This window comes from Mesorhizobium sp. M1A.T.Ca.IN.004.03.1.1, from assembly GCF_003997555.1.
In the GTDB taxonomy this organism is placed as follows: domain Bacteria; phylum Pseudomonadota; class Alphaproteobacteria; order Rhizobiales; family Rhizobiaceae; genus Mesorhizobium.
In genome coordinates, this window is record NZ_RZTV01000001.1 from 1 (window position 1) to 13204 (window position 13204).

The following is a 13204-nucleotide window of genomic DNA, read 5'->3' on the forward strand; positions in this document are numbered from 1 at the left end:
CGGATCACCCGCCTTACCCGGCAACAGCGCAGCGATGCGCGCCCACTGGACGTTCGTCAGTTCGTACCGTTTGGCCATCCGTCGCGCTCCGAATCAGAACCCTCGGAACGCAATGAATCAACGCCAAACCGCGTTGAGAATCCTGAATGTAGATTGGACCTAGTTGATCTACCCGCCAGCGGCATCAAGCCGGCCATTCAGCCCTCTGCACATCGTCCGTAAGGGCAATGCTTCGACGAAGGGCCCGCTGCGCCAAGGCCCGCCGCCCCAAAAGGTCCGGGCGCGCAGCAACGTTTTGCACATCAGCTAGTCGGCTCTGGAATTTCAACCGGAAATCGAGCATGATGCGGCTTGGTATTGGCGTTGGATGCTTCGCGCTCCCATGAAATACCGGAGGACGGGACATGGCCATCGCGCTTGTACTCGTTTTGATCGTCGTGGGCTCGGTGTTGTTCCACTTCCTGAGCCCATGGTGGTGGACGCCGATTGCCTCGAACTGGGACTATATCGACCACACCATCATCATCAGCTTCTGGATCACCGGCGTCGTTTTTGCCGCCGTTGTTCTCTTCATGGCGTATTGCGTGTTCCGCTTTCGCCATCGCGAAGGCAATCGCGCGGTATACGAACCGGAGAACAAGCGTCTCGAATGGTGGTTGACGATCGTCACTGCGATCGGCGTCACCGCCTTGCTCGTTCCCGGCCTGTTCGTCTGGAGCCGCTTCGTCAACGTGCCGAGCGATGCGACCGAAATCGAGGTCGTTGCTCAGCAATGGCAGTGGAGCTATCGCCTGCCAGGCAAGGACGGCAAGCTCGGCACTTCGGACACCCGTGAAGTAGCCGCTGAGAACCCGCTAGGCATCGCCCCAAAGGATCCCAACGGCCAGGACGACGTCGTGGTCGAGGCGGCGGACCTGCACTTGCCGGTCGGCAAACCGGTCAAGATGCTGCTGCGTTCGATCGACGTGCTGCATGATTTCTACATCCCGGAATTCCGCGCCAAGATGGACATGATCCCGGGATCGGTCACCTATTTCTGGTTCACTCCAACAAGGACCGGAACCTTCCAGGTCCTGTGCGCCGAGCTCTGCGGCCAGGGACATCCGCTGATGCATGGCATGGTGATGGTCGACACCGAGCAGGATTACCTGACCTGGCTCGGGCAGCAGCAGACTTTTGCGCAACTGTCGGCGCCTCAGCAAACGGGCTCGGCGAACCCGCTGCCAGGAAAGACAATGGCGTCCGCTTTGGACGTCGGGACAAAAGTCGAAACTGTCGAGGCCCGCTGAACAGGGAGGTGCTCCCATGGTCGACGTCACACCCGCAGATGCCGTTCCCCCCGCCGAAGTCGGGGAAATGGAACTGTACCATCCGCACAGTTGGTGGACGAAATACGTCTTCTCGCAGGACGCCAAGGTCATAGCGATCCAGTATTCGGCAACGGCAACGGCGATCGGCTTTGTAGCGCTGTTCCTGTCCTGGCTGATGCGCCTGCAGCTCGGCTTCCCCGGCACGTTCGATTTCATTACTCCGGAGGCCTACTACCAGTTCATCACCATGCACGGCATGATCATGGTGATCTACCTGCTCACCGCACTCTTCCTCGGCGGCTTCGGCAACTATCTCATCCCGCTGATGGTCGGCGCCCGCGACATGGTCTTCCCCTATGTCAACATGCTGAGCTACTGGGTCTACCTGTTGGCGGTGCTCGTTCTCGTCGCAAGCTTCTTTGCGCCCGGCGGACCGACCGGCGCCGGCTGGACGCTCTACCCGCCGCAGGCGATCATGACCGGCACGCCGGGTGGCCAGGACTGGGGCATCATCCTGATGCTCTCTTCGCTCATCCTGTTCATCATCGGCTTCACCATGGGTGGCTTGAACTATGTTGTGACGGTGCTGCAGGGCCGCACGCGGGGTATGACCTTGATGCGCCTGCCGCTCACCGTATGGGGCATCTTCACCGCCACCGTCATGGCTCTGCTCGCCTTCCCGGCGCTGTTCGTTGCTTGTGTGATGATGCTGCTCGACCGCGCGCTCGGCACCTCCTTCTTCATGCCGGCGATCGTCGAGATGGGCCAACAGTTGCAGCACAGTGGCGGCAGCCCGATCCTGTTTCAGCATCTGTTCTGGTTCTTCGGCCATCCGGAAGTCTACATCGTGGCCCTGCCGGCCTTCGGCATCGTGTCCGACCTCATCAGCACGCACGCGCGCAAGAACATCTTCGGCTACCGAATGATGGTCTGGGCGATCATCGCCATCGGCGCGCTGAGCTTCGTGGTCTGGGCGCACCACATGTATGTCAGCGGCATGCACCCCTATTTCGGCTTCTTCTTCGCCACGACGACGTTGATCATAGCCGTTCCGACCGCCATCAAGGTCTATAACTGGGTGCTGACCCTGTGGCGCGGCGACATCCATCTCTCGATACCAATGCTTTTCGCGCTCGCCTTCATCGTCACCTTCGTCAATGGCGGTTTGACGGGGCTGTTCCTCGGCAATGTCGTCGTCGACGTTCCCCTGTCGGACACGATGTTCGTCGTTGCCCATTTCCACATGGTGATGGGTGTCGCCCCGATCCTGGTGATCTTCGGCGCGATCTATCACTGGTATCCGAAGGTCACCGGACGGATGCTGGACGAGGCGCTCGGCCAGTTTCACTTCTGGGTCACCTTCCTCGGCGCCTACCTGATCTTCTTCCCCATGCACTATATCGGCCTGATTGGTGTACCGCGCCGCTACGCCGAACTGACCGACATGACGATCATGACGGAGTCGGCCCATCATCTGAATTCGTTCATCAGCATCATGGCCTTCTTGGTCGGCTTCGCCCAGATGGTGTTCCTGTTCAACCTGATCTGGAGCATCCGTCACGGCCGTGAGGCCGGCGGCAATCCGTGGCGGGCAACGACGCTCGAGTGGCAGACGCCGCAGACGCCGCCGGCGCACGGCAATTTCGGCAAGGAACTGCCGATCGTCTATCGTTGGGCCTATGACTACAGCGTGCCGGGCGCGAAGGAGGATTTCATTCCGCAGAACGTGCCGGGCTCCTTCATCCCATCGAGGGAGCCGGCATGAGCGTCATCCTGGTCTTCCTGCTGGTGATCGCCGGCTTTGCCGGATGGTGGCTTTCGCACCAGCGGCTGACCGCGAAGCCGTGGCTCGAGCAAGGCTTGGCCGGGGATTTCGTCGGCCTCGAGCGATCGCCCCTGCCCACCGCCAAGATCGGCCTCGGTGTCTTCCTCGCGGTTGTCGGCTGTCTGTTTTCGCTGTTCACCAGCGCCTATTTCATGCGCATGGGTCTGCCGGACTGGCGGCCTCTGCCGCTGCCGCGCCTGCTCTGGCTGAACACCGGCGTGCTGGTGCTGAGCAGCGTCGCGCTGCAATGCGCCGTGATCGCGGCGCGCAGAGGCCAGACGGACATGGTCAGGCTCGGTCTTGCGACGGCCGGGCTGACCGCCCTCGCCTTCCTCATCGGCCAACTGATCGCGTGGCGGCAGCTGACCGATGGCGGCTACCTGCTGGACTCCAACCCGGCCAACAGCTTCTTCTATCTGATCACCGCCATGCACGGCCTGCACATACTGGGCGGGCTGGTCGGCCTTGGCAGGACGAGCATCGGCGCCTGGACGGGCGCCCGGCCGCAGCGGCTTCGCCTCGGGATCGAGCTCTGCGCGATGTACTGGCATTTCCTGCTTTTCGTCTGGCTCGGCATCTTCGCCGTCCTGGCCGGCTGGGCGGCGACATTCGTGAGCATTTGCCAACGGCTGCTGACCTAGGAGGCTGGCGATGGCCGAGACGACACTGACGGATAGCAGCCAGTTGGATCGCCCCCAGGGCTGGCGCGGGATTGCCGCCGACTGGGCCTCGGATCAGCGCGCGTTCAAGAACGTGTCCTGGGGCAAGGCCATGATGTGGATCTTCCTGCTCAGCGACACCTTCATCTTCGGCTGTTTCCTGCTCTCCTACATGACCGCCCGCATGTCGACGCGCGTGCCGTGGCCCAACCCAAGCAAGGTCTTCGCGCTGCACATCGGCGGGTCGGAGGTCCCGCTGATCCTGATCGCCATCATGACCTTCGTGCTGATCTCCAGCAGCGGCACCATGGCCATGGCGGTCAATTTCGGCTACCGCCGCGATCGCCGCAAAACCGCGATCCTGATGCTTTTGACCGCCGCGCTCGGCGCAACCTTCGTCGGCATGCAAGCCTTCGAATGGACCAAGCTCATCACCGAAGGAGTGCGGCCCTGGGGCAATCCCTGGGGAGCCGCGCAATTCGGCTCATGCTTTTTCATGATCACCGGCTTCCACGGCACGCACGTCACCATCGGCGTCATCTTCCTGATCATCGTGGCGCGAAAAGTCTGGCGCGGCGATTACGACATCGGGCGTCCAGGGTTTTTCACCAGTCGCCGGGGCCACTACGAGAATGTCGAGATCATGGGACTCTACTGGCACTTCGTCGACCTGGTCTGGGTGTTCATCTTCGCCTTCTTCTATCTTTGGTGAGAGGCAGGCTTTGCTGAGAGGACGAAATGGCTGAAGCAACCGCAAACGGTCTCGGACAACAGGCGCTGCACTCCACCAACGATGCAGCGACCGCCGGCAAATCGGACACGCACCAGGAACACCCGATCAAGCTCTATCTGGTGGTCTGGGTGTGGCTGTTCATACTCAGCGCCTGTTCCTATATGGTCGACTATTTCGGCCTGCACGGCTATCTCAGATGGTCGCTGATCCTGATCTTCATGATGCTCAAGGCAGGACTGATCGTGGCCGTCTTCATGCACATGGCCTGGGAACGGTTGGCGATGATGTATGCGATCATCCTGCCGCCGATATTGGTGCTGGTCTTCGTGGCGATGATGGTCTTCGAGGCCGACTATACGCTGCTGACCCGCATCGCGTTTTTCGGGCCCGGCCCCTGACGCGCGGTTCGGATAAACCGCAGCCTAATCAGCCCGAAATGGCCGGTGCCTCGAAACAACCGGCGGTTTGGTTTTGATATGCGTCGTGAACTCAAGCAAAGGACGCGGAAAATGACGATAGCGAACAGACTGAGGAATTTCATAGACGGCAAGGGAATCCCGTACGACACCGTCGCGCATCATCGGACTGCAACCAGCAGGCAGGCCGCCATTGCCGCCCACGTGCCCGGCAGCATGATGGCCAAGTCCGTGGTCGTTCACCACGAGCTCGGCTATGCGCTGGCCGTGGTCCCAAGCACCCACAGGATCGAACTCGCCAAGCTCCAGGACGTCATGGACAAGCGCCTCGGGCTCGCTTCCGAGGACGAGGTGGTCTCGCTCTTCGACGATTGCGATATCGGCGCCGTACCGCCGATCGGCGCGGCCTATGACGTGCCGGTCATTTTGGACGAAAGCCTCGGCGACGCCGCCGATATCTACTTCGAGGGCGGCGACCACAAGACCCTTGTGCATGTCAGCGGCAAGGATTTCCGCGACCTGACCACAGGCGCGCGTCGGGCACGCTTCAGCCACCCGGCCCTGTGAGAGCACCGGCACTCCAGCCCGTGCTCGACAGGGTTTGCTAGTTCGCCGGTCTTGGGGCGGCGGCCGGCGCTTCCACGACCTTACGATACACGTGCCAGGTGGCATGGCCGAGGACTGGCAGCACAACCGCCAGCCCCGCGAACACCGGCAGCGAACCGACGATCAGCCCAACGGCGACGATCAGTCCCCAGACGGCCATTACGATGGGGTTCGCCAGCACTACGCGTACCGAAGTGTGAATGGCTTCGTAGGCGCCGACATCGCGATCAAGCAGCAGCGGAAAAGCCACCACGGTGGTGCACAACACGACCACGGCGAAGACGAATCCGATGGCGTGACCCAGCACGATCAGGGTCCAACCGCGCCCGGTGGCGAATATCTCAGCGATGAAACTGGACAGCGATGCCGGGGGCGCGGGACCGAACAGCTGCTCGTAGAAGATTTTGGCGGTCAAAAGCCACGCGATGAAGATCGCGAACAGCATGATCCCGACCGCGGCGATGGCCGGCAGCGCCGGGGAGTTCCTGACCTCGAAGGCATGGCGCCAGGATGCATCGAGCCCGGCTTCCCGTCTGCGGCTGATCTCGTAAAGACCGATCGCCGCGAATGGGCCGATCAGCGCAAAACCGGACACCAGCGGAAACAGCAGTGGCAGCGCGTTCGCTCCCGATGTCCAGGTAGCAAGCACCACGCCGACGAGCGGATAGATCATGCACAGAAACACGATATGCGAGGGTTTCACCATGAAATCGTCGACACCGCGCCTGAGCGCGTCGAAAAGATCGGAAAGGCCGATCTTTCTCACTCTGGTATGCTCGAGCGTTTCGCTAGCGCCTGCAATGACGTGAAAGCTTGCCATGACCATTCCTCCAGACCAGGGTCCGGCAAGGTCGCGGATTCGCGGTGCTACCGCTCTGCATGGTTGGCCACGCAAAACCGCGACCTGCACCGGCAGCCAACATACTCCATTGCGCCTGATTTGTCTCTTTTCATTGAAACGAGGGTGCGGTGGCCGGCCAGAGCTCCACGCTGGTTCGAGAGGTTTTTTTGCGGTATTCTTATACAGCTACAACGCAGCGCCTCCGGTACGCGCAAAGGAGGCTGGATCACTTTGATTGGCCCGTGATCCTTTCCCGATTTCCGGGTCATGCGCCTGGTCGAAGGCGAACGTCATGGACACGCGAACGCTTCTCATACTCGGCCTTGGCATAGCCATTCTGTTGGTGCTGGGATTTTTTGCGCTGCCTGCATGACGGCGCCGGCGGCCACACTTCAGCAGCGTCATGCCGGCCGCCTTCGGTCGGGGCGAGCCGGCGCCACCGAAAGGGGCCTGGAAGGGCCCGCTTACTTCGAAAACTGTTTCAGGTAAGCGATGACGTTGGCTACGTCCTGATCGTTCTTGAGGCCGGGAAACACCATCTTCGTCCCTTTGATCATGCCCCTGGGGTCTTGAAGATACTTCGTCAGCGTGGGCTCATCCCATTTGATGCCGGATTTTCCGGCCTCGATCATAGCAGGAGAAAAAGTGAAACCGGGATGCGTGCCCGCCGTGCGCCCGATGACGCCGTGCAGAGACGGGCCGACCTTGTTCTGGTCCTGGTCTGCAATGTGGCAGACCTTGCACTTGGTGAAGACCTTCTCGCCTGCGGCTGCATCCTGCGCCCGCGAAGGGCTTGCAATGAAGATCGTGGCCGCCGAGGCGATGAAAAGTGCGATTGCGCGCATGGCATTCCTCCCTGATCGATCGTCATCTGCGCCGGACGATGCGCACCACGCCAGCTGCGCTGGGGCGGCCTGCACGGTACAGCGGAATATCCGTGGTCCCACCAATGGAATTGCGGCATCTACATACCACAGTATCAAGCCAATGGGTAGAAACGGCAATTTGTGCGAAGGTGCACGTCGCCCAAGCTGCGCAGCGGTTCTGGCAGAACGACATGCATCAAAACAAGGACCTAAAGCGCGTCGCCTGAGTCCGGCTCCTCGCGACGCCCTTTAGGCCGTGTACTGAGACTCACGGCGGATCGGTATTGCAGCTTGCAGCCATCTGTCCGATCGCCTCGGACAGTCCGGCGAGTTCGAAATCGGCCTCGCCGCGTCCCGACAGCAGGCCGAAGCGCCATGACAGCAACAGCCGGCTCGCCGAAACCAGCCGCTTGATGCCATCGGCTCCGTCCCTGACCAGCATTTTACCGCGTGGGCCGACAGACCAGCTTTCATCGAACTTGCCGCCGCCATCGACCATGACCGACATGGTGATCTTGCGGCTGGCGGAGACTGAATCGTTGAGTTGCAGCCATTCGCTCCAACGCGGTTCGCCGCCCGGTCGACAAGCCAGCGTCAGCACCGGACTGTAGCCCAGCGCGCCGCCGCCGGTGATCAGCTTGTTGGTGGCGTATAGCGACGCAGTGACCTGGCCGTCGTTGCCGGCGTCGACGCGCCAGTTGCCGAGATCGGGTCCGGCCTCTGCCACACCGGCCGCGGCAAGCAAGAGCGCCGCGGTAACGACCACGCCCCTCATCGTGAATGCCACACCCACCGACGCCTCCAAACGACCCTGCGCAATGTGATATCGAGCAGATAATCATCAATGTTCGGTATCGCCAGCAGCGTGCATTCATCTGAAGCGGGTGGTGTTGCCCCGCAGCAACAACAGAGAACATGAACGAAAAAGGCCGCCTCGTGGGCGGCCTTTCGAAATCAGCTTATCGCCGGGTTTACTCGGCGTCCTTGGCGGCCTTCTTCTTCGGCGCGGCCTTCTTCTTGGGCTCTTCCGCCTCACCGGCTGCTTTGCCGGCCTTGGCCTCGGCTTTCTTGGAGGAAGCCTTCTTCGCCGGCTTCGCCTTGCTGGCGCTCTCGGCCTCCTCGTCGTCCGCCATCAGCTCTTCCTTGCTGACCTTCACGTCCTCGACCGAAATCTGGCCCAGCAAATAGTCGACGACCTTTTCCTCGAACATCGGCGCGCGGAGCGAATTGATCGCCTCGGGGTTGCTGCGGTAGAACTCGAAAGCTTCCTGCTGCTGGTTGGCCGGGAAGCGGCGAACCTGCTCGAACAGGCCGCGCTGCAGTTCATCGTCCGACACGGTGACCCCGGCCTTCTCGCCGATCTCGGCAAGAACCAAGCCGAGACGCACGCGACGTTCGGCCAGGCGCATATATTCGGCGCGCGCCTCTTCCTCCGTCGTTTCTTCGTCGGCAAAGGTACGGCCGGCGGCTTCGAGGTCGCGGTTGACCTGCGCCCAGATGTTGTTGAACTCGGCCTCGACGAGCTTCGACGGCGCCTCGAAGGAATAGGCGGCATCGAGCTGGTCGAGGAGCTGGCGCTTCACCTTCTGGCGGGTCATGGAACCGAACTGGTTCTCGATCTGGCCGCGCACGATCTCGCGCAGGCGCTCCAGCGATTCCAGGCCAAGGTTCTTGGCCGTCTCGTCATTGATCTCGAGCGCGCCCGGCTTGGCCACTTCCTTGACTGTGACGTCGAAGGTGGCTTCCTTGCCGGCCAGATGCGCTGCCTGGTAGTTCTCCGGGAAGGTCACCGTGACCTGCTTCTCATCGCCCGCCTTGGTGCCGACCAGTTGGTCCTCGAAGCCCGGGATGAACTCTTTCGAGCCCAGGACCAGCGGCTGGTCGGTGCCGGCGCCGCCGGCGAACGCCTCGCCGCCGATCTTGCCGACATAATCGATGCTCACGCGATCGCCTTCGGCGGCCTTGCCCTCCTTGGGCTCGTAGCTGCGAGCCGATTCAGCGACCCGCTTCACCTGGTCGTCGACCTCCGATTCCGGCACGTCGTAAACCTGACGCGTCACCTTGATGTCGGAGAAATCCTTGACCTCGATGGCCGGGATGACCTCGTAATTGAGGCGGAACTCGAAGTCGGCGCCGCCGGCCAGGATCTTCTCCGCCTCCTTCTCGTCCTCGGTCATGATGACTTCAGGCTGCATGGCGGCCTTTTCGCCGCGGCCCGAGATGATCGAGCGGGTCGAGTCGTTGAGGATCTCGTTGACCACCTCGGCCATGAACGACTTGCCGTACATCTTGCGCAGGTGCTGCACCGGCACCTTGCCCGGGCGGAAACCGTTGATCCGCACCTTGCCGCGGGCGTCGTTCAGCCGCGCCATCAGCTTGGCTTCCATGTCACCGGCCGGCACGGTGATCTTGATCTCGCGCTTGAGACCGGAGTTGAGCGTTTCGGTGACCTGCATCCTAAAACCTTTGTTTTCACCAACGAGGCTGCCAAACGGTCCTTAGCCGTTTACAGCCTGCCGGTATATTCTTGCCGGAAATGGCTTTGGTACGGAACCTGGTGATTTGACCGCCAATGCGGCTCAAACTCTCCTGAACTGCGCTTCCAAAATGTGAAGAAGTCTTTGTTTTTCCTACTTCTTCTTACATTCGGCAGAAGCGGATAGTCGCGTCCCGTCACATTCGACACGCCTTTTGTCACAGGCTAGGCTAATTTTCAACCATCTTCGCGATTACGAGAATGACGGTGACTTGGACCCCGACATTGACAGAATGATGGCTACATGGGATTGCCGGGGAACGCGGATGTGGCGGAATTGGTAGACGCCCTGGATTTAGGTTCCAGTGCCGAAAGGCGTGGGGGTTCGAGTCCCTTCATCCGCACCACCCTTCGCCTTGGCGAGCTTCTGGTGTAGGTCACCCTATGGTCGTCAGAGCGAAGCGTGTCCCCGAACCTTTGCAAGGAAGGACCGGAGCCATCAACTTCTGGCGGCGCACGCAAGGCTCGAGCAGACAATCCGCTTTTTCGTGTGCAATTCCCTTGAAATAGCGCGTCAACAGGTTCTTAGTCGCAGCAACAGGCAGGTTGGGGCTCTGTCAGGTTGTGCGCGTAGTTTCTCTGGTCCTGGCGGTTGGGTCGGCTGTCGCGGCAGCGACGTGTCACGTTGAGGCCTTAGAGTACACTTCGGTTTCCTCTCCGAGCCAGCAGCCAATGCTTCTTGTATCCGGTGAGTTTGGCGCAAATGAACCCCTGAACGCCTTCAGCAACGCGGTCGCGAGCAGCAGGGCCAGGATGATCGTCTTCAACTCCCCCGGCGGCAACGTCGGCAGTGCGATTCGCTTGGGGAGAATGATCCGCGCGGCGGGGTTGGATACTTTTCAGCTTCGCCAATTGCAGTGCGCTTCAGCCTGCTCACTGGCCTTCCTGGGCGGCGTCCACCGCGTTGCCGAACCAGGTTCCATCGGCGTTCATCGGCCGTCCCTCAAACCGGCCGACGGGATGTCAAATGAAGACGCGGAGGCCCGTTTCCAGTTCGGCACGGCCGCAATCATATCCTATGTGGTCGAGATGGGAGCGGATCCCAAGCTGATGGAATTGCTTCGAGCTATGACAAGCATGAAAACGGTACCTGTCGGCCAGCGAAATGGCAGAGTTGCGTGTGACCAATGCCGCAGCGAACCAGCCGCAAGCAGATGCATTGCATGTATCAACGACGCCGGATCCTGCGTCCGTGTCCGCTCCTGCGCCCGACGCCAGGCAACAGCCGGAAAGCGTTGCGGTCACCTTCGTCAGGGACCTCATCGAGCATCATGGCGATAACAACGATTTCGCTCTTGCTCAGGCTCAGGCGTCCTACGCTCCCACGGTCGACTATCATGGCAAGTTGACGAACCTAAGTTCGATCATTGAGGACAAGAGGAGCTATTACCAGCGATGGCCTGAACGCGGATACAACGTCCGCAATGACAGCATTGCGGTCAGCTGCGCCAACGATCGCTGCAAGGTCTCAGGCATCTACGACTGGATTGTGCGCAGCCCCTCGACACACAAGCAGGAGAAAGGCGTAGCGGACTTCAGCTATACGATATCGATCGGTCCCTATCCCAAAATCATCGCCGAGACGGGCGATGTCCGGCCATAACCAGGACCGTCGTTAACGCGGACCGTCGCGCTGACGCCCAGGCCCGAACACACTAATAAAGCGGCTCCTCGAACAGCGTCTTGTCGCCGTCCATGAGCGCCTTGATCTGCGCCTTGCCATTGGCGGAGAGCGCCAGCTTGACGCCGAACGGCCGCACGCGCATGTCGTTCTGGATCGCCATCCCCTTGCCCTCCGGCAGGTAGAAACGCTCGATCCCGTATTCCGGCGTGATCGTCATCTCGGGTGAGCGCAGATCCCAGCCATCCGCTACATGCCCGACAATATCGGCCTCATCGGAAGCGGCAGGCGCCGGCGCCTGATCGAACCATGCCGCGCTCGGCTGCCAGTAGCCGTCCACAGCCTTCTTCAACCTGACGACGATCTCGGAGTCATTGCTGGTGAACTTGCCCGGCGGAATGTTGGCGATAAGCTTCACCGGGATGCGCGAGATGTCATAACCAAGCGAAATATAATCGCCGCGCAGAAGATCGCGCGGGTCAACGGGCTCAACCTTGAGCAGGACCTCCTTGCCGTTGCGCAGGATCGCCGCGCGTCCGGCGATGATCCAGCCCAGCAAGCCGATTTGGACAAGCGCCGTCACCAGCGCCGCGATGATCAATCTTTTGCCGCTCATGCCGCTGCTCCTCCGGCGGGCGTCTTCATTCGTTTTTCAACGCGGATGATGACCAGCGCCAGTATTCCCAGCAGCACGGCCGCGGACAGGAAGAAGCCCGCCGTGTCGAGCATCGACTGCAACATCATCACATAGATAATGGCGAGCTCGAAGGCAAAGCCGGCATACGCCACCCAGCGCAAGCCTCTGCTTTCACGGCCGCCGAGCATGATCGCCGCGACGATGCCGGCAAGCGCGGCTGCCGAGGCAATGGCAAAGCCGCTGTTGTAGCTCGCCTCATCGGCCAGTTCGAACTGGACCGTTGCGAGGCCGGCAAGAAAGCCGATGAGCGCATGCAATGGCAGCCTGCCGCCGAGTTGCACGACGCTGTCGACGGGTTCGGCGACAAAGATCGCTGCCGCGAACAGCAGCATCGAGACGAGCACGAGCGGAATCGCGACCTGGAGCGTGTTGTGGTCGATCGCCAGCAGCAGGAGATAGAATACGATCGAAAGGATGATGACGTGCCGCGCCGCCTGGCTGCGTGTCCAGAATGAAATGGCGAACAGCACCAGCACGATAGCGGCGAAGAGATGCGGGAACTCGGCCCGGCGGAAAAATCCTCCCCATTTAAGGAACAGCCAGGCATCGGCGATGCCGACGGAGGCGACGGTGAGCGGGTTCGAGCGCAATGCGACCGCCGCCAGCGCCGTGCCGGCGCACCACGTCAGCAATGCCGAAGCCTCGTCGCCCGACAGATGATACATCTGACCGATCAGCGCGATTGACCCGCCAAAGGCCGCGGCGGCGATGATCCATAGCGCCTCACCGATCGCCGCATGGTCGCGTGTCTTCAGAACGGCGCCAGCGACATAACCGCCGAGGATGACAGCAAACAGCGCCGTCACACGCGCCAGGCGCGGAATGGCTTCCCAGTTGGCGGCGACGAAGATCAGGATCGCGGCACCGAACAGTAACGCCGCCATCATGGCCAGGATAGAGCCGAAGCTCAGCGAGGCGCGATCGTTGGCGGCAACGTCACGCGTCAATGCGTCCGCCGTCGGCGCGTCGATCAGGCCCGCCGCCCGCCAGCGGGCGATATCGGCCCTCACCTTCGTCGCATAGCCTGCCATCCGTTCCCCCGAGCTTGGCCATTTTTACTACCTCGCGCCGCAAATCGTTGACGCAACGGCATT

14 protein-coding genes and 1 tRNA gene are annotated in these 13204 nt (G+C 61.2%); 9 read left to right on the forward strand and 6 right to left on the reverse strand.

Going from position 1 to position 13204, the window contains the following annotated elements; genetic code table 11:
- From EOD29_RS36465 to EOD29_RS00030, 7 genes are all read left to right on the forward strand, one after another.
- Positions 1–222 (forward strand): hypothetical protein (locus EOD29_RS36465; RefSeq protein ID WP_206520440.1); only part of this gene is annotated, 222 nt, incomplete at its 5' end.
- Positions 223–404: 182 nt separating this feature from the next.
- The gene (locus tag EOD29_RS00005) at positions 405–1289 is read left to right on the forward strand and encodes a cytochrome c oxidase subunit II (RefSeq protein ID WP_127245630.1); all 885 of its coding nucleotides are present in this window, start codon (positions 405–407) and stop codon (positions 1287–1289) included.
- Positions 1290–1305: 16 nt separating this feature from the next.
- Positions 1306–3075 (forward strand): cbb3-type cytochrome c oxidase subunit I, encoded by a 1770-nt coding sequence (locus tag EOD29_RS00010; RefSeq protein ID WP_095801847.1) that lies wholly within the window; start codon positions 1306–1308, stop codon positions 3073–3075.
- The gene (locus EOD29_RS00015; protein ID WP_127245631.1) at positions 3072–3776 is read left to right on the forward strand and encodes a cytochrome c oxidase subunit 3; all 705 of its coding nucleotides are present in this window, start codon (positions 3072–3074) and stop codon (positions 3774–3776) included. Before EOD29_RS00010 ends, EOD29_RS00015 begins: the two co-directional genes overlap by 4 nt.
- A 10-nt stretch (positions 3777–3786) precedes the next feature.
- On the forward strand, positions 3787–4506 hold the full coding sequence (locus EOD29_RS00020) for a heme-copper oxidase subunit III family protein (RefSeq protein ID WP_067000053.1): 720 nt from the start codon (positions 3787–3789) through the stop codon (positions 4504–4506).
- 26 nt (positions 4507–4532) lie between these two features.
- The gene (locus tag EOD29_RS00025) at positions 4533–4925 is read left to right on the forward strand and encodes a cytochrome C oxidase subunit IV family protein (RefSeq protein ID WP_127245632.1); all 393 of its coding nucleotides are present in this window, start codon (positions 4533–4535) and stop codon (positions 4923–4925) included.
- Positions 4926–5036: 111 nt separating this feature from the next.
- Positions 5037–5510 (forward strand): aminoacyl-tRNA deacylase, encoded by a 474-nt coding sequence (locus tag EOD29_RS00030; protein ID WP_067325364.1) that lies wholly within the window; start codon positions 5037–5039, stop codon positions 5508–5510.
- 37 nt (positions 5511–5547) lie between these two features.
- Here the strand turns inward: EOD29_RS00030 and EOD29_RS00035 are convergent, their stop codons facing one another.
- From EOD29_RS00035 to tig, 4 genes are all read right to left on the reverse strand, one after another.
- Positions 5548–6369: a DUF2189 domain-containing protein gene (locus EOD29_RS00035; RefSeq protein WP_067325381.1), complete on the reverse strand. Its 822-nt coding sequence runs from the start codon at positions 6367–6369 to the stop codon at positions 5548–5550.
- Positions 6370–6854: 485 nt separating this feature from the next.
- Positions 6855–7235 (reverse strand): cytochrome c family protein, encoded by a 381-nt coding sequence (locus EOD29_RS00040; RefSeq protein WP_067000047.1) that lies wholly within the window; start codon positions 7233–7235, stop codon positions 6855–6857.
- Between the two features lie 289 nt (positions 7236–7524).
- Positions 7525–8031: a hypothetical protein gene (locus EOD29_RS00050; protein ID WP_067000878.1), complete on the reverse strand. Its 507-nt coding sequence runs from the start codon at positions 8029–8031 to the stop codon at positions 7525–7527.
- Positions 8032–8227: 196 nt separating this feature from the next.
- On the reverse strand, positions 8228–9712 hold the full coding sequence (tig, locus tag EOD29_RS00055; protein WP_127245633.1) for a trigger factor: 1485 nt from the start codon (positions 9710–9712) through the stop codon (positions 8228–8230).
- A 342-nt stretch (positions 9713–10054) separates the two neighbouring features.
- On the opposite strand from tig, the gene EOD29_RS00060 reads away from it, so the two are divergent.
- Both EOD29_RS00060 and EOD29_RS00065 read left to right on the forward strand, forming a co-directional pair.
- Positions 10055–10139: transfer RNA gene (locus tag EOD29_RS00060), tRNA-Leu, on the forward strand.
- A gap of 758 nt (positions 10140–10897) precedes the next feature.
- Entirely contained in the window at positions 10898–11395 is a 498-nt protein-coding gene (locus EOD29_RS00065; RefSeq protein ID WP_127245634.1) for a hypothetical protein, read from the forward strand.
- Between the two features lie 52 nt (positions 11396–11447).
- Here EOD29_RS00065 and EOD29_RS00070 read toward each other — a convergent pair whose 3' ends face one another.
- Entirely contained in the window at positions 11448–12029 is a 582-nt protein-coding gene (locus EOD29_RS00070; RefSeq protein ID WP_095825602.1) for a GDYXXLXY domain-containing protein, read from the reverse strand.
- A complete protein-coding gene (locus EOD29_RS00075) occupies positions 12026–13141 on the reverse strand; it encodes a DUF2157 domain-containing protein (protein WP_127245635.1) in 1116 nt (371 codons plus the stop codon). The genes EOD29_RS00070 and EOD29_RS00075 overlap by 4 nt, the downstream gene beginning before the upstream one ends.
- Positions 13142–13204 lie beyond the last annotated feature (63 nt).

Bases quoted from the DNA above. Each gene is read 5' to 3' on its own strand.
- EOD29_RS00005 (WP_127245630.1), top strand. From the start codon at position 405: ATGGCCATCGCGCTTGTACTCGTTTTGATCGTCGTGGGCTCGGTGTTG.
- EOD29_RS00010 (WP_095801847.1), top strand. From the start codon at position 1,306: ATGGTCGACGTCACACCCGCAGATGCCGTTCCCCCCGCCGAAGTCGGG.
- EOD29_RS00015 (WP_127245631.1), top strand. From the start codon at position 3,072: ATGAGCGTCATCCTGGTCTTCCTGCTGGTGATCGCCGGCTTTGCCGGA.
- EOD29_RS00020 (WP_067000053.1), top strand. From the start codon at position 3,787: ATGGCCGAGACGACACTGACGGATAGCAGCCAGTTGGATCGCCCCCAG.
- EOD29_RS00025 (WP_127245632.1), top strand. From the start codon at position 4,533: ATGGCTGAAGCAACCGCAAACGGTCTCGGACAACAGGCGCTGCACTCC.
- EOD29_RS00030 (WP_067325364.1), top strand. From the start codon at position 5,037: ATGACGATAGCGAACAGACTGAGGAATTTCATAGACGGCAAGGGAATC.
- EOD29_RS00035 (WP_067325381.1), bottom strand. From the start codon at position 6,369: ATGGCAAGCTTTCACGTCATTGCAGGCGCTAGCGAAACGCTCGAGCAT.
- EOD29_RS00040 (WP_067000047.1), bottom strand. From the start codon at position 7,235: ATGCGCGCAATCGCACTTTTCATCGCCTCGGCGGCCACGATCTTCATT.
- EOD29_RS00050 (WP_067000878.1), bottom strand. From the start codon at position 8,031: ATGAGGGGCGTGGTCGTTACCGCGGCGCTCTTGCTTGCCGCGGCCGGT.
- tig (WP_127245633.1), bottom strand. From the start codon at position 9,712: ATGCAGGTCACCGAAACGCTCAACTCCGGTCTCAAGCGCGAGATCAAG.
- EOD29_RS00065 (WP_127245634.1), top strand. From the start codon at position 10,898: ATGGCAGAGTTGCGTGTGACCAATGCCGCAGCGAACCAGCCGCAAGCA.
- EOD29_RS00070 (WP_095825602.1), bottom strand. From the start codon at position 12,029: ATGAGCGGCAAAAGATTGATCATCGCGGCGCTGGTGACGGCGCTTGTC.
- EOD29_RS00075 (WP_127245635.1), bottom strand. From the start codon at position 13,141: ATGGCAGGCTATGCGACGAAGGTGAGGGCCGATATCGCCCGCTGGCGG.